Raw genomic sequence first — 22,606 nt, forward strand, 5'->3', positions numbered from 1 at the left:
GGGGAAGTCAACACATTAAAGTGCTAAATCAGGATTTGTTTCAGGCAATCCTCCAACGATACGCCATTGGGGGAAAACTGTGCCTGAACGGTAAATTTCCCGCATTTGAAGCAGTAGGGATTTTTGATCTGCCGGAGAAATTCTGCAATGCGTTCCTCTTTGGAGAGGGTTTGGTCTACGGCTATGGTTTGGATGTCCGCGAGTTCCGCCTGGGGCGTGTGGTTCCGAAAGTTCTGCTCCATTCTCTTGGCCTCCTTCTCGAATGGAAATGCGGACGCCGCAGGCCGGGGACCTGCGGCGCTATGGGTGGGTATGTATCAGGATTTGAAACGGTATGGGAGCCGCCGCCCCCCGCGCTGGCCGTTGTATTTCTCCAGAAAGACTCTGGCGTAGCGCAGGGCGGTACTGTTGGTGCTGAAATCCAGCCGGCCCCGGCGGATGATCTCATCCGGGTCCACAGCGGACAGACGCTTGATAAAAACGCGGTCATTCAGCTCCGTGTCGTAGGTCTTGAGGAACAGGGCCAGCCCGGAGAGGACCACTGCGTTGAGGGAGTGGGGCGCGCCGTGCCACGTTTGCTCCAGCAGAGTGAGCATACGGGAGAAGGAGTTCCTGCCCAGCAGGCGGTAGGCGTTGATGACGGCCCGGGTGGCGACGATCTCATGCTCCCGTCCGCTCTTTTTGCCCAGCGCCCAGCGGAAGCCCGCATCCTCTACCAGACGGCGGATCTCGGTGACCTCCGCGTCCATCCCTGATTCCACCAGGGCATTGGTGGACTGGGACAGGCTCAGACGCCGCTTGGCTTTGTCCAGTTTATAGCACAGGGCCGCTTCCTCCTCGTAGCTCAGGCCGCTGTAAACCTTGCAGGGGACCATGACCTCCCGGCCGCTGTTCTTCTTGACCATGGCGGCGATGCGGTGCTGACCATCCACCACGTTGAAGCGCCCATCCCGGAAGCTGACGGTCAGGGGCTCCAGCAGGCGGTCATCCCACTCCCGAATCAGGCGGTCTACCTCCCGTTCGTCCACAGGCCGCTGATAAGGCAGGCCGGAGGTCAGGCGGCTGGTAGGCAGCGTCCGGTCTACCCCCGGATTGCTGTACTCCACATCGAATAGGGTCGGCGTCTCCCGCTCCGGCTTCGCCGGGTAGTGCTTTTTCCGGTAGCTCATGTGTGCTTCATCCTTTCCACTTGATGTAATAAATGGTTTGCCGCGCAGCAGATGGATTCCATCTGCTGGTGCAGATAGTCCAGTTGCACGCTGCTCAAATCCGGGAAAGCGGCTTCATAATACGGCGTACTATACCATTCGATCTCCCGGTGGAATTTCCGCACAAAGGCGGTGATCTCCGCCAGAAAGCTGTCTGGGGTGCAGCTGAAGTCCTTCTCTGTGTCCTTGAGCGCCGCTACCGATTCCCGAAAACTGGTGAATTGCTGCTCACTCAGCTTGAACGGAGGCGGCTCCACCGCCGGCTCCTCCGTGACCGGCTCTTGGGGCTCCGGTTCCTCCGGCGGCTGATACTCGGCCATGGAGCGGATCTCCTGGGCGGCCAGCTGGCTGGCTGCGTCCTTCTGCTGCTCCGGCTTCAGTCGGGAGAGCTTCATGGCGTCCTTCTTCGTCACCTTGGCACCCGAATCGCGGATAATGGCCTTGGCCTCCGGGGTCATGTTCTTGGCCGTCTGGATTTGGCGCTCCACGGTCCGTTTCCCGACTCCCAGCTTTTCCGCCGTATCTTCCACAAAGGATTTTGTGGTCTGCGTCATTTTGTCGCTGACCACCTGATGCTGATTTCCACGGAACGGACCGCCCTGGTTAGTTGGGATAGTCTCCGGGTGGAGTGCTTCATAAATCTCTTTCCGGCGCAGAAGTATCTCGCCATACTCGATGGCAGACAGGTCGGTGCGGACAAAATTCTCGTCGATCTCCGCCAGCTCGGCTCGCAGGCCCTCCAAACTGCTCACTGTGTAATCTACCTCGTCCCAGCCCAGCAGCTTTGCCGCCTCCAGCCGGTGCAGGCCGGCGATCAGGGTGTTGGCCCGGTCGAGCGTAACTGGATTGAGTAATCCAATCTCGGCAATGCTCTTTGCCAGCTCCGCCACCCGTTCCGGCGAAGCCTCCCGTCGGCCTGGATTGATTTTAATTTCTCTAATCTGGATACGCATACTTCACCTCCCTCGGCTGTGCCGCCGTTGTTGCCCCATCCTGCTGGATGAAACACCTTGCGCCACAAAGGAAAGCCCCTTGTGGCGCAACGTCCCGCATCCAGTACGGGATGGAAGGACAGCCCGCCCGGCCTATTTTGCACCCCTATTCTGTGATGGGCTATGGCCGGCGCGGGGTTGCTGTCCGTATCCTTTATTATCCATGTGTGCCGTATTCTCAGGCGGCAGGACCGCCTTACTGCTCACCCCCGGCACGGGAGTATGTGAGCCCGTCCTGGTAACAGACGCCTAAAAACCAACGGAAGGTGAACCGCGGGTGACTAAACCGCGCACGCCATTCCCATAGTAGTCCACTTTTACCCAGTGGGATCGGGTATTATCCGGTTATCTCCCGTTGAGGGTCCATGCGCCCCCGGCGTTACCAATGCCGGGTAACAGGTTGGCAGGTTACCGCTCGTACCTTTGATGTGATCGCTTTGACAGGCTGGGGATGGGGGTACACCCCCTTTCATCCATCCCCAGCCCGCAGGCAGTCTTGGCGTCCACCCCTGTATCGCTCGCTTCAACGGGTCTTGGAGCTCACATACCGATATGAACGGGAGCTTGTCCCGTTATTTGTCAAGTTGCAGAGAGGTAGATAGACCCCCTCGCTTACTTACCCGCTGGGAGGCCGGTTTTGCGCCGCTTTTTAGAAATTTTCTTTCAACAAATTCCGTAGTTTTTCGAGTAAGGCATCTCTGCGGCGGCGGAATGTGGTTTGGGACAGCTGGAGGGCCGCGCAGGCTTCCCGCTCTGACTTATCCAGCACATAGAAATGATAAATGATTCCACGCTCCTCCGGGGACAGGCTACGCATCAACTCTTTCAGCCAGAGGGAAGATATAGCTTCTTCCTCCGGCGTGGGGCCGCCCGTGGCAAACTGGTGGCCTGCCCCCAACAGTCGCTCATAGGAATCCTCTCGACTGGGGGTGAAGCGGGCCGTCTGTGTTTCCTGGTTGCAGGAAAACTTCTCCGTTTTCAGGTCGTAGGTGAAGTATTCCTCTTTCCGGCCATGATGGCGGCTGGCGCGAAAGACCTGTTCGCTGACAGGCACAGCTTGTCCATCTATGTAGAGATAGTATCTTTTCTGTTCTTTGCTCATGGCGTTACCTCCGAAAGTTTGAAAAGTAAGATGTTCAAGCTCTCGGAGGGCGGCCCACGGCAGCGGGGCCATTTCCCGCCAAAATACAATTCCTTTCTGAAAATTTTCCCGTGCTTCGCGATTTCCGGCAAAAGGCCGGGCAGAGTACGGAAAAACTTCGACGGCTTATCCCAAGACCTCCTAATATTTGATAGGGGATATTGGGATAAGCCGTCGAAGAAAAAACAGGGCGCGGGCAGCCATCCGGCTGCTCGCGCCTTAACAGCGGGGAATCGTATTTGGTTCGGCGGCGAACCGCTTGTCCAAAACCTCTCAAAAGGGACAGCTAATCATGTTCACCCCCCCATAGCCCGCTTATGTATCAGATAACAGGGCCCTACCCTTACCGCCCCTCCTTTCCCGCCGGCGGCATCAGTATCTCCTGGTATGCTCTCTGCTGGTAGGTAACTTTATAGTTTCCCGCGCAGACCGGGCATCCTGTCCGCTTGTTCCTGCCGGTACGGTTATAGACCGCTGTGCGCCAGTCGTGCCCCTCGGGACAGATCCACCAGACGCGCCGGTTGCTGCCCGCTGTTACCTGCTGGGGCGTCAGTGTGCCGTTCATCTCAGGGTGCCACTGTGCCGCCACCTCCGGGCATACGGTGGCGAGGTCGTTGAAGCCCTCCAGCACCTTCTGACCAGCACAGTAGGGGCAGCTGTTGGTGCCTCTCGTCCGGTCTACCACCTTGGCACGCCACGCATGGCCCAAATGGCACTGCGACCAGACATAGCGGTTGCTGCCCGCCACGACCTGGCTTGGGGCCAGCAGCCCGTTTTTGATGGGGTGCCACTGGGCGGCGATAGCCGGATACAGGGTTTGCAGGTCATTGTAGCCCGCCAGCGCCACATAGTTGGAACAGACAGGGCAGTCTGCCCCCTGCTTGATACGGGTTGAAACGGCGGCCTGCCATGCGTGCCCTTGTTCACACTGCCACCAGACCTTTTTCATATAACCTGCGCAGACCTGAGTGGGCTTCAGGCCCCTGTTTTTCGTGGGATGCCACTGCTTGGCCAGATGGGGGTGGGTGGTGGCGAGGTCGTTATAGCCTGCCAGAATCACACGGTTGGCACAGATCGGGCAGCCGCAGCCTGAAACACGCGAAGCGACGGTTGCCTGCCAGCTATGGCCGTGTTCACAGCGCCACCACACCTTCCGGTGGGTTGCGCTGGCCACATCTCCGGGTGTCAAAGGGGCATTGCGCTCGGCGTCCCACTGCTCAAGCAGATGTTCCCAGACAGACTCCTTGCAGCGTTCATACAGGGTCATCTTTTACACCCCCTCTGTTTTTTCTGCTGTTGTTTACCGGAGCCCGAGGAATGTCATAAGGCCGTTGCTGGAAAGGTTTGCAAATACTGACGCTGCGGTGCCTACGGACAGCTGCTGGACGATTTTGGAGATGGTGGGCTTATCCTGCGCCCGCACCGCTTGTTCCAGATTGCCCACAGCAGCGGCCAGCAAAGGCTCAGACTTCTCCAGCTTTCTGCGGATTTCTCGCAGCTCTGTGACGATTGCGTCGCTTGCCGGCGTTGCCTGAACATCTCCGGCGATAAAGGTATGGATGCCGCTGGAGCCGTTGTCTATCCTTGCGCCCTGGAAGTTGAAATAGTAGTCCGCCATGCCGGCCTCCCCCTTACTGGCGCAGGTTTTGGATGACGCTGGAATTGCGGTCAATCCTGCTGTTTTTCAGGTCAAAGTAGTAATTGTTGCCCGTCCTCCCGCCATCTGCGAAGATGTTGGAAAAGGTCTGGAGCACCTGATTTAGAAACTCCTGTGACTGAAACAGCAGGGCAAAGGATTTGCCGGAATTGAGCTGGATATAGAGAAATTTCTGCTGCTTTTTCTTTTCATTCTCCCGATACCAGACATAAAAGGTAAATGCACTCAGGGCCAGCAGGACAAGGCCCAGGGGCAGCATAAAGGGAATCAGGGCTATGCCCAAAACGGCGATCAGCAGCACCCAGATAGGGAACTGCGTCGGCTGTACATCGGAGCTGGTGACCAGGGCAATGTTGTTGATTTGGATGGCTACATTCTCCCACTGGAGCAGATGCCCCTTGACCTGGAAGCCTGGCACCTCTACGGTTTTTTCTTTCTGGCCCCGGCCAGGCCGGGCCCCATCATGTTTCTCTCCATTTTTTTCTCCTCTCCAAACGCTGGGGTGATTTTCGATTTTCCCGGCATAGAGAAGAAAGGGGCCGAAGCCCCTTTCCCCTCCGCCTTGATGCAGTTACTGGAGCCGGGTCCAGTCCTCAACGCCGCCCGACATCTTGTAGTCGTGGGCGTTGGTGGCCTCCATGATCTGATAGTAGGCCCAATCGGTGCGGCTGACATCGTCAAACTGGGTCAGGGTATCCGCATGGCTGTCCACAAACGCCTTGTCGGCGCTGCGGCCCAGCATCCGGTTGACGATGGTGGTCACCTCAGCACGGGTGATGGTGCTGCCCGGGCGGAAGGTGCCGTCCGTGTAGCCGGTGATCCAGCCGTATTTGATGGAGCCGACCACCTGAGCGTAGAACCAGTCGTCCGGCTTCACATCGGAGAAGATATTCTCCCCTGTGGTATCCAGGTGGGCAAAGCGCATGGCGATGACCGTGAACTCCGCCCGGGTGATGGCCCGCTCCGGCGCAAACTGGCTGTTGCCCACGCCGTCCACGATGCCGAGGGAAGCCAGGGTGTTGACCGCCTTGGCATACCAGGCGTCCGCAGCCACATCGGTAAAGCTGACGGTGATGGGTACATCCTGGTCCAGCAGCAGGTTGTAGAACATTTGCGCTGCCTGGGCTCGGGTCATGTTGTCGTCCGGCCCGAACAGGCCGCCGCCGTAGCCGCCGAGATAGGCGGTGTGGTCCTCAGTGTTGAGCCAGTTGCCTACGCCGGTGTCAAAGGGATCCGCAGAACCGGGCTCGTCGGGAATGTCCTCGTCCGGGTCGGAGGGCTTGGTGTGACCGCCGCCACCGCCACCGCCGCCGGAGCTGTTGCGGCTAAAGGTCACTGCGATGGTCTGGTTGCTCTGGACATTGGTGAAGGTATAGATCTCCACCGCGCCGACGCTCACGCCGTTGACCTTCACATCCGAGATGTGGTAGCCGCTGTCGGCCTGGATGGTGTAGCTCTGGCTGCCGCCCTCCTGCACGGTGGTCACGCCGTCCGGGGTGATGGAGCCGTTGCCGTTGGATGTGGCCGTGATGGTGTAGGTGGGGATCTTCTCCTCCCACACCAGAGCGAAGGGCGAGAAGCCCTGGGAACCGGCCTTGAGCACGATATGGGTGTCGGTCTTGTTAGCGATGGTCACTTCGCTGACCGTGCAGCCTTCAATCTGGCCCGCAATGTCGTCTGCGTCCATGCTGCGGTGCAGGCCCTCAAAGTGGAGCAGGGTAAACTCGGTGTTTTTGTCCGTCCCCGCCGGGTAGGGCCAGTAGATGGTCACATCCTGGCTGGCCTTGACCCAGGCGTTGCCGTTGTTTTGGTCCACCAGGTCGAGGTACTGGAAGGAGTAGGCGAAGCGGCTGCCCTCGCCGGGCGTCTGGCCCATACCGGCCAGGGTATCCCCGGCCTTATCCTCCAGCAGGCTGGTGCGGTCCTCGCCATTGGCGTCGATGATGCTGTCGTACAGGAGCGCCACGCCGCTGGGATCCTCCACCTGGACCTTGCTGCCGTTGATGGTGTAGGTGGTGCCGCTCTCCGCGGCCACGGCGGGCTTGCCCTCCACGGGGGCCTCTGTGCCGTCCGTCACGGCGGCATACTGGGCCTCCTCGGTCACGCCCCGGACAGTCAGGGTGCTCTCGCCCAGCCGGATGGGATACCGCACGCCGTCATAGATGGCGTAGATGACGCTCACGTTGCCCTTGTAGAGGGTCATGGTCAGCGTCTGGTTGATGTTCTCGCCAACCTCGAACCTGTCCTCGGTGACGGTCTGGCCCTGGGCGTTGGTGAACTGGACGCGCACGGGTTCCTGCTCCGCTCCGGGAACCAGCCGGTAAACGCTGCTGGCTCCCTCCGCGTAGAGCTCCGCCGTCCACTCCTTGCCGCTGGCCGGCTCAAGGAACGTGATGTCGGTCAGGTCTGCGTTATCTGCCGTCAATGCATCTTCCAGCATATCGGGCAGGGTGAACCGGAAGCCGGGCTCGGGAAGAGAGGAACTGGCCGTAATGCTGCCGGTTTCCTCGTCCACGACGGCGCCCTCATAGCCATTTGCACCGCCCATGTAGATGGTGATGGCCGCGGGGGTGACAACCACCTGGGACTCGCTCCAGGAGATGATGTTGAAGCTCACTTCTTTTTTGCCGGTGTAGTTGCCCTTGCCGGTGATGGTGATCTTGCCTTCGCCCTCGCCGTTGTTGTTGGAGTATTCGAAGGTGTAGTCCACATTGACCTCAAGGTTGTCCTTCGTGATGTCGGAATCGCTGTCGGTCAAAGAGAACTCCGGGGTCACGGGGACGCCGCCATAGGGCTGGTCGGGGATCTGGGAGGCCGTCACGTCCGAGCTGGAAATGTCCTTGGGCTTGACGGTCAGCTTGTAGCTGGCCTCGGCCCCCTTGTAGTTTTGGGTGGCCGCTGCGCTGGCGGTGATGGTGGCGGTTCCAGCTCCCACGATGGTCACCTTACCGTCGCTGTCCACCGTCGCCACGGCGGGGTCGCTGCTGGCGTAGGTGACTGCGCTGGGGGTCTGGCCGTCAACATCCGGATTCAGGGTGACTGTGGCGGCCTGGGTGAAAGCGGGATCGCCGTAGGTCTTTTCAACCTCAGCACTCGCAAAGGTCACAGACTGCTCCGCAGGCTGGATGGTGAAGTAGACCGTAATATCCTTCCAGTTCTTGCCGCTCTCGGTATAAGCGCCCATGCCCTTAACGGTCACGCTGGCGGTGCCTGCATTGATGTTGTTCTCATAGGTCACCTCGTAGTCGGTACCCACAGTCAGCATGGTCTTGGTCTTTCCGTCGTCAGACACGGCCCAAACCGTAACGGCAGGCTCCTTTTCCGTCCCGTCGTAGGTCAGGGTGGTATTGTCCACGATCACCTCGAAGGTGCCGGCGTTAGTGATGTCGAACTGCTTGGTGACGGTGCCAGCATAGTTGCCGGTGCCGGTGATGATTACGGTGCCCGCGTTGGTGCCTGCGCTGTTGTTATCGCCATAGGTCACGGTGAAGTCCTTGCCCTCCATCAGCGTGGTGGAGCCGTCCGTCACGGTGACATCGGGCTTGACCTGCTCGCCGGTATAGGGCTGGCCCGCAATTTCGGACACCATCTGCGGGGTCAACTTCTTGGGGGTGATGGTAAAGGTCTTGATCAGGGTGCCGGTGAAATTGCCGGTACCCATGATGACTGCCAGGGCAGTATTTTCGCCGGCATTGACATTGTTGTAGAAAGTTACGGTGTAATCCGTGTTTTCTACAAGGCCAGTCAGTTCTCCGGCCTTGACATCGCTGACGGTACCTTCCACCGGCTGGCCGGTGTACTCGCCACCAGTGACGGTGGCCGCGGTGAGCTGGGCCCTGTCAATAATGACCTTGGCCAAGCCGGTCACGGCGTCATAGCCCTGGGCCTCGATCTTGAAGTAGACCGTGTAGGTGCCGGCGTCGGTGAAAGTGGGGTTCTGAGCGGTGAAGTTACTATCCTCGGTAGTGCTGTAAGTCACAGTTGCATCAGAGTTGAGAGTGGTAACATTCACCGTGATGCCGTGTTCCTGTGTGTCATAGGCGCCGTGCCAGCCCTCGGCGGTGTAGACGATGGCGTCGTTGTCCACGGTCAGGGTGTAGGTGTCTTCGGCCTGCTTGTAGCAGTCATTGCCCTCGAAGGTAGCCTTGATGGTGGCCGTACCCTCGCCTACAAGGGTAATTGTGCCAGTGGAGGGGTCAACCTTTGCAACATCCTCATTACTGCTGGAGTAGGTCACGGTCAGGCCCTCGGGTACGATGGTCAGGGGGTTGTTCACGGAGCCAGTGGTCTTGACGCTGACGGTGCTGTTGGCAAAGGTCAGCGTGGGGGTGGCCTTGCTGATGGTCAGCTTATACTCGGCTTTGCCCTCTTTGACATTACTCGTCTCTGCCGCTGTCGCCGTGATGGTGACTTCGCCGGCCTTGAGGATGGTGACCTCTCCGGTACTTGCATTCACGGTGGCAATGCTATCGTCACTGCTGGAGTAGGTGATCTTCGCGGCGGCGCTGTCCAACTGGGCGGTGGCGGTGTTGGCGAAGCTCTTGCCATAGATGGCCGTCTGGACGCCGGACTTGACGAAGTTCACAATCTGCTCGGCCTTCTGGATGGTGAAGGTGGCGGTACCAGTTAAGCCAGCGTAATCCTCGATGCCGTAGACCTTCACCGTCGCGGTGCCTGCGTTGATGTAGTTCTCGTAGATGGCCACATAGTCCTCACCTGCGGTCAGTGTGGTTTCTCCAACCTTGACCGTCAGGGCCGGGGTCTTGGGCGTGCCGTCATAAATCTGGTCCTCTGAGTTAGTGACGGTGACCGTCAGATCGCCCTTGGTCCAATGGGCGTACCAGATGGCGGAGGCGGCGGGCAGCTTGCTGGTGTCGGTAATCTCCGTCCCGCCGTTCTCAGCCGTGTACCAGCCGGCAAAGGTCCAGCCGGTGCGGGTCGGCGTGGGGACGGTAATCTTAGTTCCCGCCGCGTCGGTGAAGGAGGTCTGCGCGCCCTGTGCAAACTGGCCGCCGTTGGCGATCAGGTTCAGGGTCACGTTGCCCTCAAATACCGCCACGAAGGTCATGTTGCCTTCGACCACGGTATCAGCAGCCCACTCCGCAGCGGGTTTGGTCTGCCCGCCGTAGTACCAGCCGACAAGCTTAGTGTCACTGGTTACCTTGGGGAAGTCCGTCTCTGCCAGCTTTTCGCCGCCCTTCTTGGTAATGGTGGCTTCCTTTTCGCCGCCCTCAAAGCTGCCGTTGCTGGTGATGAAAGTGATGGTGTAGCTGTCCTCGCCGAATACGGCTTGGAATGTCATATCCTTGGAGATTTTGAGCTGCGCCAGATCCTGGTCGGAATATTCCGTCTTGGTGGCGTCTGGATCGCTGGTCAGCAGCCAGTGCAGGAACACCTTTCCGTCAGGAGTCTGCGGGTCGGGCGCAAACACGCCGCTGCCGGAGGTGACAGACACCGTAGAGGTCTTATTCGCATCGTCACCCAGGTTGCCGAAGGTAACCTGATAGCTGGGAAGATTCCAGTTCGCGGAGTAAATGGTGTTGGCCTTGACCTCGCGTTTTTCAATCTCCTCGGCGGAATAGGTCTGGCCGGTGGACACGTCTGTCCAGCTCAGCAATTCCGCATTGCCGTTGGTCGGCGTGGGGACATCGTCCACGTTGTCCAGATATTCAACAGGGACTTCTTTGTGGTCTGCGCCCTCCAGCGTTCCGCCGTTGTAGCGGAAGGTGACGGTGTAAGTCTCCTTCCCCCACTGCGCATAGTAGGTCTTTTCCCCGTTTTCAGTCTGCGGGAAGGTAAATTCCGTAACGGCGTCGCCGCCAGTAGGATCATCAAACCAGCCGAGGAACTTGTAGCCCTCACGCTCAGGATTTACGGGTTCGCCGTGCTCAAGGTCGGAGCCGGTATTGCCGTAATATGTCTTGACTTGGCCGTTGTTGGGGAATTTGGCATCCTCGCCTGCGTTAAATTTCAGCATGGACTGGCCCTGAGCCCACTGCGCAATGTACTTCTGTTCGTCCTCAATCACGATGCTGCCGGTGTTGGCGGCGGGGGTGACCATTCCGGTCTTCTCATTCTTCCAGCCAACCAGCGACCAGCCCTCACGGGTAACATTGATCAGCTCTTGGCCTTTTTCATAGCCCACAATGGAACCATGCGGGCCGCTGACCGTTTCGGACGGGATTTTGCTATCCTCACCATAATCAAAGGTGATGCTCTCCTGCTTGGGCTCCCACTTGGCGATCAGGGTGGTGGCCTTGGTGGGGAATTTGTAGTCGTCGGTCAGGACTTTCTGCTCGGCATCGCCCTGGACATACCAGCCCTTGAACTCATAGCCCACACGGGTGATGTACGTGTCGGTGGGCAGGTTCACGGCCTCGCCCACGGTGCCGTCGATGTAGCCGTTCTCAAAGTCGCTGCCATCCGCCCATGTGCCGCCGTTCTCCAGCAGGGTCAGGCGGACAGTGCCGGGCTCCCAGACGGCGAAGAACTCCGTGTCCACCGCCGGGCAGGTCAGGGACATGCTGCCCTCGGTGGCGTTCTGCTCCGTAGACCACCCCAGGAAGGTATACCCCTCGCGAGTGGGGATGGTGTAGTTGACCGGATGCCCATAGATCAGTTCCGTCAGCGCGGTAGACTGCGCGCCCTCATAGTTGGGATTCAGCGTCACCGTGATATTGCTGAGCGGGGTGTACACAGCGTGATAGCTGATCATGCCGGTCACCTTCGCGTTCAGGATTTTGCTCTGTCCGTCGGCGTCATTGGGGATAATGACAGCGCCCACGGCGTTCACATTCCAGCCTGTCAGCTCATAGCCGGGCCGCTGATAATTTGTCATGTCCGGGAAAACGCCGTTGGTCTTGCTGCCCAATGTATCGCCATAGGGAATATCGTCATACTTCAGCGCGACTGATTCTCCCTGGGTGTCGTCCCACACCATGAAGTAGACGACATTCTTTTGGCTCTCAATGACGGGGGTGAACACGGTATCGCCCGTGATCGCAGTGGTCAGCAGGGCGCTGTCCGCTACGGGGGTCGTTTCCCCGTCACCGACTTTCATGTTCCACTCGTTCTGGAAGGTCTCGCCCTCTCCGGTCTGGACGGTGACCTTCTGGTTGTAGTCGCCCACGGTCTCGCCGGGGAAGCGGTAGATTTCAGCGGGGTTGACCGTGGAGGCGCCGTTGCCGCTGAAGGTCACCTTGTAGGGCTTTATCAGGCCGGCGGACACGGCGGCGGTGGTCATATCCTTGGCGTTATAGGTATAGGCCGCATTCTGGGGCGTACCCTCGATGGGGACGACAACCGAGTAAGCCGAACCGTCGCCCGGAGCGGTAATTACCGCCTGGCTGTACTGCCGGGCATCCGCACCGGTGAGGGGGTTGAAGCTGTGGGTGCCATCCTGCACGGTGACGGTTACCTTGCCGTCGGTGCGCACGCCGGTGACCGTATATTTGCCGTCCTCACCCGTCGTTGCGAACTTGGAGGGGGCGTTCTCCGGCTTCACCTCCACGGTGATGCCCTCCACGCCGGCCTCGCCTTCGTCCTGCACGCCGTCGCGGTCTGTGTCATCAAAGACCGTGCCGCTGACGACGCCGCTCCAGCACTGGAGGGCGATTGGGGCCTGCTTGCCCCGCTGGGTGACATTTCCGTACACGCAGTCGATGACGGGATAGAAGATGCTCATGTTTCCGCTGTTCTGCGGGGCATCGCTGGTTTTGATGTGGAAGGTGATCGTACTCTCGCCACTGCCGGAGGGGATGTTGCGGTATGTTACACGAATCATATTGCAGGTGTCGGAGTAGGAGGTGGACCAACTTGTATTCTCATTCTCCACCGGCAAACCGTATTCGTTGTAATCTGTGACAGTGGCGTAGGTGACATTGGGGCTGGAACGGCCATCAGTGATATAATATTCCCCGTCCTGCTCCTTCAACAGCAAATCCAGGGTGCCAACATACTTTCCGCCGAACAGCTCCGAATAAGTCGCGCCCGCCTTGGGCAGGGGGATATAGAACACCACATTGTCCGCATCGGAATCGCCGTTGTTGACCACATTGAGCCGGATGCTGCCCGTCTGTCCAGTTGCAAAGGAGGCAATGGTGTTATTGTCCCCCTCGACATAGTTGAAATAGTTCTCGTCTAGATCCGTCTTGATGGCGCTGCCCATGCTGATCTGGCTGCTCCCCATCAAAGTGCAGACCTTGGATGACAGGCCGTTGAGTTTTGCATCAGCACCCTTGCCGGTGACGTTATAGACATCTGATACGACAGAATATGCACTGTCGTTCGGACCTATGTTGCTGTCATCCGTCAGGAATAGCATGGTGGATTGATCCAGCGCGGCACTGGACGCGTTGGGCAACACTGTCATCGTGTATTCTACCCCCAACGCATGGGAGTCCAGGTTTTCATCGTAGTATCCCAGGAGATAGTCCTCCGGGAGGACCACCTTCCAGATCCGGCTCCCGTCCTCCACGGTACACTGGTTGGTGACGTCTGTGATGGATTCAGGTGTGATAAGACTGTGCTGCTGGCCGTTTACGATATCATAGAGCTTCAGGGACTGTGTGCTGAAGGCCATATCCTTGGGCTGGCGGATGTAAAGCACAGGCTGCACCATGGGGGCGGAATACGCCCCATCCTTACTGGCTTGGTAAAAACTTATATTTATGGATAAGGTGTCGCCTGGGCTCAGTGTTTCAGGGTAGCTTGACGTTCTTGGGTCTATGGAAAAAGTGGCCTCGTCAGCTCCCACCGCCTTTGTGGTGCAGGTGGCCGTCTTGGTGTTGGAACCCTCGCTGCTTTCATTTGTCCCGGTTGTCCAAACGGTATAGGTGGTGGTTATAGAGTCGGTTTCCGCAGAGATGAAGTGTCCCACAGAGTTGAAATATTCTGTTTGAGTAAAAATAGAATGATTTTTGACAACCCACCCAGCAGTATTAATAGGGGTGCTGGAGGCGGGCAGTTGCCCCACCTGGGCGGTTACCGACTGGAGGCTGACCGCGTTTGCTTCCCCAAACTCTTTCAGCGTGATGAGAGTCTTATCGGCAAAGTCGGAGCGGTCTTTGGAAACATACTGCACCGTACCATCTGCCATGCGTAGAGTGGCGTTTATGGTAGTGTCTGTAATGCCGTTATACTGTGGCAGCGTGACCGCATTGATGACTGCATTCTCATCAAACTGGATCTTTACCGTTTTGGGAAGGGTATCGTTTACACCTACATTTTCCCACGCCAAACCGCCCATGGTCATATTGATCTCATTTTGATGGATGTTGGCGCGGAAAATCGTAATGTTCTCCACTTTGAAGTTGGCATCATCTCCCTCTTCCATTTTTTCTTGGACGGTAAATTTAACAGTAGTGTTGCCGGGAATCGTGATACTCACACCCGATTCCAATGAAAAAGTTGCGCTTTTGATCTGATAGGTATAGGTTCCGGGCTCAATGCCCTCCGATACGCTTACCTGATAGGTATACTGTGGAGTATTGCCGTAGAACACGTCTGAACTTGCGGCGTAGTTTTTGTTTACCCACAGGTTTGACGCGATAAATTTGACGGTTTTTCTGCCATCTGTGGTTTGAGTTTCCTCTATTTTAGCACTGTTATTTTCAACTTCCACGCCATCGATTGTCACAGCGGGATCGGAGAATTGCAGTTCCTCGTCTGCCTCAATAGTATAGGTGAGGTCTTTGATCAACTGCCCGCCAATGCTATTTTCCTCAAAGTACCACATCGGCCGGTTTTGAACCGATTCACCGGGGGACAGTACATAGCTATGTTTGTTGCTGTTGAGAACCACATTATCGGGGGATGCCGCACCCCAAAGCTCTACATCATAGGACTTGGTCTCCGTCACATCCTGGATGTCATCCTCATAGTCTGCCGAGTAGGTGACCTCCAGGGCGTCCTCGATTGTCATGCCATCCTTGTTTTCGGTAAAGAAGGCGCGGGTGGGCCGAATGGTGATATTTTCCAGCATGAAGCCGCTGATATCTGTGGCCTTGGTAGCTGCTTCAGCCGAAATCTCATATACCAGGGAGCCGTACACACTGGAGTAGCCGTATCTGGTATAGATGTCCTCATCCCGGGTCGGTTCGGCTTTCAGGGTGACTCCCTCCGGCAGCTCACTGGCAGTATCTTCGGGGTAGGACACAAACTCCAGCCCCTTGGCCAGCGTGATCGTCAGGGTGCGGGTAGCTCCGTCTGCGGGCTTGCCGGAGCCGACATTGATTCTCATGGTGGCCGGGTAGCGGGTTCCCGTGCTGCCCAAGTGCCACTTCAGGGGTGTGTCGTCCGTATCATCGAGCAGGTCTTTGGTAACGGACGAAAAAGCTGTGTTGTCGGTGGCCTCATTAAAGCCGGTCAGAGTCAGCGAACCAAAGTAGCTTTCTCCTTGGTTTGCCAGGGGTCGAGCCGGCTCCTCACCACCATTTTCTGGGGCTTGCTCATTCTCCGAAGCGTTGCCGTCAGTCGGTTCCTGGTCATCCTCTGGCTCACTGTTCTCACTGGGCGGAACAGGCTCGGCCTCTTTTACAGTCACCATGGCCACATTACTGGTGGTGGAGGCGGTGGCCGTTGCTCCATCTGCCAGTTCCACCGTATTGGTGGCAATGACGTAGTAGTAGAACACCCCGGCTTCCGTGGTGTCCACGGTCAAAGTGGTCTTGGTCTCACCGTCCAGAGGGAGGTCGTTCTTTTCATCCTCAGCGGCGTCGGCATCATCCACCGAATCGTCGCCGCTCTTGTACCACTGGTAGGACAGCATACCGCCGTCTGATACAGTGGTACTGCCATTTAAGGTAACTTCGTCACCCACTTCGCACTTTGCGCTGTCCAGCTTGATGACTGCTGGGGCAACGGCTGTGGACGGTTCTCCAGTGCCTTCCTCCACGGCAAAAGCCGCAGTGGGGAGCAGCCCCAACAGCATCACGACGGTCAGCAGCATAGCCAATGGCCGTCTCAATCGTAGTTTCATGGCTTGTTCTCCTTTACTTCCTATTTTGCATGGGTTGCGATAATTTGGTAATCAACAGTGCTCTGGCGTCTTCCGCCGCCTGCTCTGGCGGGGCTTGTGCCAAATAGTCCAGCGCATCGTTCCAAGTGCGAAGATCTGCTGCCCCTGCTGGAATCTCCTCCAACACACGGGCCAGCCGTGCTCTTTGCCAGCCATTTATGTACTTCAGGTCGGACAGGTAGGCACATCCAGCCCGGTGCGACAGATACTCCAGAAGAGGCAGGGTCAATGCGTTATTTCTACCCATGGCCGTTCACCTCCTCCCAGCCGATTGTAATTTGTTCTTGCTCCAGCATCCGGTCCAGCGCCTGCTCCACCAGCAGGGAGATACTCTGCTGGACGCCCGCCCGAGTGGATTGGCACAGTTTCCGCAGGCAGCGGGGATTACACTTCTCTGGCGCTACCCGCGCATCTCTGGATAACTGCTGGATACAGGCTGTCACCGCCGCACGGCAGATGGGTTTCCCATTCCGAGTACAGAACACCGGCCCGCTCCGTATCCCCTCCCGCTGAAGGTAGCCCAGCAGTTCCGCTTGCAGACAATTCGGGATGCGGATTATTTGTCGGGAACGGTTGGCGCTGGTCGTAAACACCCCTTTTTCAACGGCCTCCGCTGTGAGTTTCGGCAGATCATGTACGGTCAGCCCCAAAATGGCAAAGACCTTTACCATTAAGTATGTCCGCCCTTTGTCCAGTGTCCGTGCCACGGAAAGCAGGCGCAGGTATTCATTGCGGGTCAGTTCCGGCTGTATATCATCCTCCGCCGGTTTCAACTGCATGGGGAGTTGGTAGTCCCGCAGGCCGAGATAATCTAAAAAGCCATTTGCAGAGGCAAGCCGCACATTGACTGTCCGTGGGGTGTATCCCTGTTCCAGCATCGTGTCCCGCCAGCGGGCCAGTGTCCTGCGGTCAAGTTGCCTGCTTTCGGGCAATGCCTCGAAAAGCAGCAGCAGGTTTCTCCGGTACGTCCGAATGGTTTCTGGTGTGCGTCCCCGGGTCTGCAAATCATTTAGATAGGCGTCCACCTGCTCCCATCTGAGGCAAGGGTCATTCTGCCCGGCGCGGTCAGGAAAGGAATATTCTTCTGCCGTCTGTATCATGTGAATCACCTCCGTCCCTCGCTCTGCCAGTGACAAACTTCACAATTTGTTGTGTGCGCCATGCAGGCCGGAGTGGGACAATCTTCACAGATTGTTCGCCGGAGCCGAAATAGGTTCGATATAAAAGGCAGGCATACAGAAGAAAACCACCCCATACAGTACATGGAGTGGTGGAAATGGGCGCATGAACCAAGGCCAAACAATAATTTCACCTGTTTGGCCTGTTTTGCCATGCCCAACCCCGGCTGACTGCTTGCGTTCCAATGGATTTCATGCTAAAATAACCTCGTTAAATATGTACTCTGCCGGTTGGTTTTCTGCCGGATCGGGACTTTTTGTGAAGATTGTCCTATCCTACCAGTCCCAGCCGCTCCAGCAGACTGGCGTGTTCTGCGCCGGTGGAGATCAGGTAGATGCGGGTGGTTTCGATACTGCTGTGGCCCAGCACGTCGGCCAGTTTCGCCACATCCCGGCAGACCTTGTAGAATGTCCGTGCGAACAGGTGGCGCAGGTTGTGTGGAAATACCTTGCTGGCCTCTACGCCCGCCGCTTTGCAGATGGCCTTCATCTCCGCCCAAATCTGCTTTCTGGACAGCCCCTTTCCGTTTCTGGTGCGAAAGATCTCACCGGAAACGGTTTTGTTTTTGCGGGCGTATTTCAGCAGTTTGCGCCTGAGTTTCCCAGGAATGAGGATGGTGCGGATTTTGCCTTTCAGGGAGATTTCCGCCCTGCCGCGCTCCACGGCCTCCACAGTGAGATACTGCACCTCGCTCACCCGGATACCTGTGGCGCAGATGGTTTCCATCAGCAGGGCCAGCCGCTCCCGGCCCAGGGCATGGGCGGCAGTAATCAGGCGGTCATACTCGGCACGGGTCAGTTCCTTGCTGTCATCCCGGAATAGTTGCCGCTGGAGGCGCAGGGCCTTGACCTGATATTTCTTCCAGCCCACAAAGTCAAAGAAGCGGTTCAGCCCGCCCAGCATGGCATTGATGGTGCTGGGGCAGTAACCTTTATCAAGCAGGTGTTCCTTCCACTCCGCAGCGGCCTCTTTGGTCACCGGCCTGCCGGCCAGCCACGCGGCAAAGGCGCGCACATGGCGCAGGTAGTTCTCAATGGTGCCGGGGCTGCGCTCGGCCTGGCGCAGATGCCGGGCGAATGTGGTAAGCTGCTGTGTGGTGATCTGTTTTCCGTTCATGGTAAACCTCCGGTTCGATAAGTCTTGTCCATATTGTACCGTGCCGGAGTTTTGTTATACAAAGCCTATGCCTGCTCCGCAGGCGGAGTAGGCCAGCAATGTTTCGGAATATCCTTTTGGACATTCCGAAACGCTGGTTGGGGCCTCCCCAAGCCCCGGACCGGGCCGCTTTGGCGTCCAGTCGAACACGCCTTCCGGCGTGGCTTCTCGGCTCCCGTTGGTCGCCTAGTTCTGCACATCCGCGCAGAAAAAAAGAAAGGCCGAGGAGCGGTGCTTGGCTGATTCCAAACACCGCCCCTCGGCCATTTTCTGATTGACATCATCAAGGGTTCTGCGTACAATAAAATATAAAGGCAGACAACGACGTGTGCCTGCCAAAGCGTTGAAGTAAGGGAGTGTGCCGGAAAGCATTGTCTTACGGAGCTTTCAGGAGGGGTTGTGCAGTGAAACCTCAAACCGGAGTAGGCCAAAAGCTGAAAGAAAATGCTCAAACGGGGCCTGCCACAAGACAGGCCCCGTTCTTTATAGGGAAAGGTGGATGGATGATATTGCCGAGCAAAAAAAATGAAGAGCAGGCCATCCGCTCCAGCGCGGCGGAATACCTGACCTATGTTGCCTCGGTCGGCAACCAGCAGGACAGCATCGAAATGCGCTATGAGGACGAAAATATCTGGCTGACCCAAAAAATGATGGCTGCGCTGTATGGTGTAAGTGTATCGACCATCAACGAGCATATCAAGAAAGTATTTGGCGACAGTGAATTGGAAGAAGATTCAGTTATTCGGAAATTCCGAATAACTGCTGCCGATGGGAAAAGCTACAACACGAATCACTACAATCTGCAAATGATTATCGCCGTTGGCTTCAAGGTCAATAATGATCGCGCGGTGCAGTTCCGTAAGTGGGCCAACCAGATTGTAAAGGACTACACCATCAAGGGCTGGGTCATGGACGATGAGCGTCTAAAAAACGGCGGGTCAACGCTAACAATGGAATACTTTGACCGCCTGTTGGAGCAGATTCGTGAGATCCGCTTATCAGAACGCCGGTTCTACCAGAAAATCACGGATATTTACGCCACTGCCCTGGATTATGACCGAACTGCAAAGACCACAAAGCAGTTTTTCGCAAAGGTACAGAATAAGATGCACTACGCTGTCCATGGGCACACCGCAGCGGAGTTGATTTATGAGCGAGCAGATGCGGAGAAGCCGCACATGGGCCTAACCTCCTGGGCAGCGGCTCCGGACGGAAAAATCGTCAAGAGCGACGTCAGTATTGCCAAGAACTATTTGCAGGAACAGGAGCTGCGTTCTTTGGAGCGGATTGTGTCGGCCTATCTGGATTTGGCCGAGGATCGGGCGGAGCGCCATATCCCCATGACCATGGAGGACTGGAGCCGACGGCTGGACCTGTTCCTGATGGCAGATGACCGGGAGATATTGCAAGATGCCGGGAAAATTACCGCAGAAATCGCAAAGGCAAAAGCGGAATGTGAGTTTGAAAAGTACCGCGTCGTCCAGGATCGTCTCTTCCAGTCGGACTATGACCGTTATCTTCTGGAACTGGAAGCCAAGGCGGAAGGAACGCAGGAAGCAAATCTCATAGACAAAGAAAAAAGCGAGGGAGAGTGATGGGCTATACTGCTCATCACTCTCCCTCACTTGCTTCATTTTAATCAACATTATGGAAAAGGCCCCTTGCCGTGGGGCAAGGGGCCAAAACTTGTTCACGGCGTATTTATGGTCCGCATCGCCGGAAGCGGAAAACGGTTGCACGGTGTACTTATTCCTCGCGTCACCGGAAGCGAGCCACTTATTGGGTAGATACCTACCCGCTGCTATTATGATACGCAGGAATGTGAACTATGTCAATGAGAAAACAAATCCTAACGGTTCATTTCTGTACTGCGTGCAGCTTCTTGTTCTATTCCTAAAATCCGATCCACATTCTGTTTTGCCGTGCGAAGGGTAATCATCTCCTGCCGCAGCGCCTTGTATTTCTCATACTCGGCCCGTTTTTCCGCCAGCAGGGCGGTATACTCCTTGGAGAGCTGCGCCACCTTGGGGATGGGCTTGCCGCCCAAGGCGTCAAAGGCTTTCTTGGCCGCTTCGTGCTGGGCGATCTCCTCAGCATGGGCGGCGCGGAACTCCTTCTTGTGCCTGGACTTCTTGTAGGCGGCGTAGACCTCCCGCGTCCTGGCATAGCGGATGATATGGGTCTTGAGCTGGGCCGCCTCGGCCATGCGGGCCTCCAGCTGCTTGATGCGGCGGGAGGAAGCGTCAAAGCTGGCCCCGGCCTGTTCGGCGCGGGCGGCCAGCTCATCGTAGTCCGTCAGGTGATTCTCCATCAGGAAGTTGAGCGTCCGGGCGGCCTCCTTCAAATTGAAGATCGTGGCCCACTTCTCATAGCCCACGCCCTTGCCGGCGGCCAACTTCGCTTGAATATCAATCAGCAGATTGATTTTCCTGCCGTCACGCCGCAGCGGCTTTTGGGCCGCAGAAGCATACCCGCGCCGGTTGCCAGTGCGCGTCCGCAGGGCCTCCAGGGTATAACCGTCCCCCAGACGGTGGGAGCGCGTGAACCGCTCCTGCCCGGGTGCGCGGAAGGATAGGTATTTGCCCTGCTTCACCTCATAGCCCTGGGCACGCATCCGCTCCAGAAAATCCTCAAAGCCGACGCTCTCAGGGAGCGCCTTGTCTATGGCCTGCCGCAGCTGCTCCTTGAAGCTGACGCCGTACTTCACCGCCGCCGCTTCGCCGGGCAGCTTGGCCTTCTCCCATGGGTGTTCAATGATGGACAGGCCGTGGGCTTTGCAGATCTCATCATTCAGCCGCCGCAGGACAAGGGCGGAGTCCTTCACATTCTTAAACTTTCCATCACAGTCCAGATTGGTGCTGTTAAATTCAATGTGCGTGTGGATATGGGCCTTGTCTACATGGGTGGCCACCACAAATTGGTGCCGCCCCTCCGTGAAGCGCATGGCCAGCTCGTAGCCGATCCGATTGGCCTCCTCGGGGCTGACCTCCCCCGGCCGGAAGGACTGAATGATGCGGTACATAATCACGTCCCGCTTCTTGGGCTGGCTCCGGCCAGTGAGCTGGTAATAGAGCTGCTTGCTGACCTCAAATTCCTCGGCGGCAGTCTCGGGAGAACACATATAGGCAGACACCAGCTCGCCGTCCCTGGTCTTTTCCGGCTTCTGGTCGTAGTCGTGGCGCTCCGCCATGGATTGGAGCCGCATCCGGCTGGGCATGGTTTTCCGGGGGAGAAGGTTGGAGATCGCCATTACCGCGCCGCCTCCCGCCCATACCGTGCCCCGCGCTCCATCCGCACCAGGGCCATCAGGAACTCGTTGTAGTCCTTCCCGTATTCCGCCGGCGGCGGATTGCGGCAGAGGAGCGTCACCTGTGCCGCCAGCGCAGGGTCAGCTTGTATGGCCTGCTCCAGCCGATCCATCCCTGCAAGGCCGGCCTTGTCGTTGTCCAGGCACAGGCTGATTTGGGTCACAGCCGGGTGATCCCGGAGGAATTGCAGGAGTGCATTGGGCGCGGTGCCGCCCAGGGAGAGGTAGTGGCAATCCTGCCACGGGCCGCCGGTGTGCTTCTCCAGCGTCGCCAGGGAGAGGGCGTCGATGGGGCTCTCGGCCACCGCCAGCCGGGGACAGTCTGGGTCGGAGGCCGACAGGCAGAAGGCATACCGCTTGTCGCTCCCCTCCGCATCCAGCTTGAAGCTGTCCCGCGTCCCCCGCAGGGCGGCGGACCGTGGGCGGCCAGCCGGGTCCCTGCCTACAAAGACGCAGTTTTGATATTTTCTGCTCTCATAGAGGATGCCGGATTCCAGGCAGAGGCGGATGATCTCCGGGTCAATGCCCCGGTCTTGCAGATAGGGCACCACGGCGGAGGGGCACCGGCTGGCCGCAGGAAGCCGGAAGGGCGCGGGCGGCCTGGGGGACGGGCGCTCCGGCTGTGGCGGCGGGCAGTACCCGCATAAGGTCTGCACCGCCCCCACGAAGTCTATGCCCCGCACCTTGATGAGATAGTCCAGGGCGGTCCGCCCGCCGATGCCCCGGCTGTTCCAGCACCACTTCCCGTTGGAGATTTTCAGGCTGTCGTGGGTACGGGTGCAGTATTCACGGGGGCCGCACCGTTTAAGCTCCCCCGGCTCAAAGGTTTGGAGATAGGAGAGCAGATCCCACTCCTTGGCCCGCTGTATCTGCTCTTTGGTCAATGGGGTCAAATGTCGTTCACCTCCACGAAAAAAAGAGGGGGTGACGGAAGCATCCAACAGATGCGC

Annotated in this window: 14 protein-coding genes; 1 reads left to right on the plus strand and 13 read right to left on the minus strand. The window is 57.7% G+C overall.

Annotation, left to right across the window (positions count from 1 at the left end; translation table 11 throughout):
• Positions 1-23: 23 nt before the first annotated feature.
• The 11 genes from ACYQ3S_RS01280 to ACYQ3S_RS01330 form a co-directional block, all read right to left on the minus strand.
• Positions 24-242 (minus strand): DUF6870 family protein, encoded by a 219-nt coding sequence (locus ACYQ3S_RS01280; RefSeq protein ID WP_459686965.1) that lies wholly within the window; start codon positions 240-242, stop codon positions 24-26.
• 75 nt (positions 243-317) lie between these two features.
• Positions 318-1,169 carry a DUF6551 family protein gene (locus ACYQ3S_RS01285; RefSeq protein WP_459686966.1) on the minus strand — a complete coding sequence of 284 codons (852 nt, stop codon included), beginning with the start codon at positions 1,167-1,169 and terminating at the stop codon, positions 318-320.
• Complete coding sequence (locus ACYQ3S_RS01290; RefSeq protein WP_459686967.1) at positions 1,166-2,161, minus strand: ParB N-terminal domain-containing protein; 996 nt, start codon at positions 2,159-2,161, stop codon at positions 1,166-1,168. The genes ACYQ3S_RS01285 and ACYQ3S_RS01290 overlap by 4 nt, the downstream gene beginning before the upstream one ends.
• Before the next feature lie 688 nt (positions 2,162-2,849).
• Positions 2,850-3,302, minus strand: coding sequence for a sigma-70 RNA polymerase sigma factor region 4 domain-containing protein (locus ACYQ3S_RS01295; protein WP_459686968.1), 453 nt, complete (start codon positions 3,300-3,302; stop codon positions 2,850-2,852).
• Between the two features lie 382 nt (positions 3,303-3,684).
• Positions 3,685-4,608, minus strand: coding sequence for a zinc-ribbon domain-containing protein (locus tag ACYQ3S_RS01300; protein ID WP_459686969.1), 924 nt, complete (start codon positions 4,606-4,608; stop codon positions 3,685-3,687).
• A 33-nt stretch (positions 4,609-4,641) separates the two neighbouring features.
• The gene (locus ACYQ3S_RS01305; RefSeq protein WP_459686970.1) at positions 4,642-4,959 is read right to left on the minus strand and encodes a hypothetical protein; all 318 of its coding nucleotides are present in this window, start codon (positions 4,957-4,959) and stop codon (positions 4,642-4,644) included.
• A 13-nt stretch (positions 4,960-4,972) separates the two neighbouring features.
• Positions 4,973-5,416: a hypothetical protein gene (locus ACYQ3S_RS01310; RefSeq protein WP_459686971.1), complete on the minus strand. Its 444-nt coding sequence runs from the start codon at positions 5,414-5,416 to the stop codon at positions 4,973-4,975.
• 153 nt (positions 5,417-5,569) lie between these two features.
• Positions 5,570-15,976, minus strand: coding sequence for an InlB B-repeat-containing protein (locus tag ACYQ3S_RS01315; RefSeq protein WP_459686972.1), 10,407 nt, complete (start codon positions 15,974-15,976; stop codon positions 5,570-5,572).
• A 13-nt stretch (positions 15,977-15,989) separates the two neighbouring features.
• Entirely contained in the window at positions 15,990-16,262 is a 273-nt protein-coding gene (locus ACYQ3S_RS01320) for a hypothetical protein (RefSeq protein WP_459686973.1), read from the minus strand.
• The gene (locus ACYQ3S_RS01325; protein WP_459686974.1) at positions 16,255-17,115 is read right to left on the minus strand and encodes a tyrosine-type recombinase/integrase; all 861 of its coding nucleotides are present in this window, start codon (positions 17,113-17,115) and stop codon (positions 16,255-16,257) included. Before ACYQ3S_RS01325 ends, ACYQ3S_RS01320 begins: the two co-directional genes overlap by 8 nt.
• A 349-nt stretch (positions 17,116-17,464) precedes the next feature.
• Entirely contained in the window at positions 17,465-18,310 is an 846-nt protein-coding gene (locus tag ACYQ3S_RS01330) for a tyrosine-type recombinase/integrase (RefSeq protein ID WP_459686975.1), read from the minus strand.
• A gap of 542 nt (positions 18,311-18,852) precedes the next feature.
• On the opposite strand from ACYQ3S_RS01330, the gene ACYQ3S_RS01335 reads away from it, so the two are divergent.
• A complete protein-coding gene (locus ACYQ3S_RS01335) occupies positions 18,853-19,944 on the plus strand; it encodes a virulence RhuM family protein (protein ID WP_459687108.1) in 1,092 nt (363 codons plus the stop codon).
• 254 nt (positions 19,945-20,198) lie between these two features.
• Here the strand turns inward: ACYQ3S_RS01335 and ACYQ3S_RS01340 are convergent, their stop codons facing one another.
• Positions 20,199-21,599, minus strand: a complete 1,401-nt coding sequence (locus tag ACYQ3S_RS01340; RefSeq protein ID WP_459686976.1) for a relaxase/mobilization nuclease domain-containing protein — start codon at positions 21,597-21,599, stop codon at positions 20,199-20,201.
• Positions 21,599-22,549: a DUF3991 domain-containing protein gene (locus ACYQ3S_RS01345; RefSeq protein WP_459686977.1), complete on the minus strand. Its 951-nt coding sequence runs from the start codon at positions 22,547-22,549 to the stop codon at positions 21,599-21,601. Before ACYQ3S_RS01345 ends, ACYQ3S_RS01340 begins: the two co-directional genes overlap by 1 nt.
• Between the last annotated feature and the right edge of the window lie 57 nt (positions 22,550-22,606).

This window comes from Agathobaculum sp. TL06 (assembly GCF_054658635.1).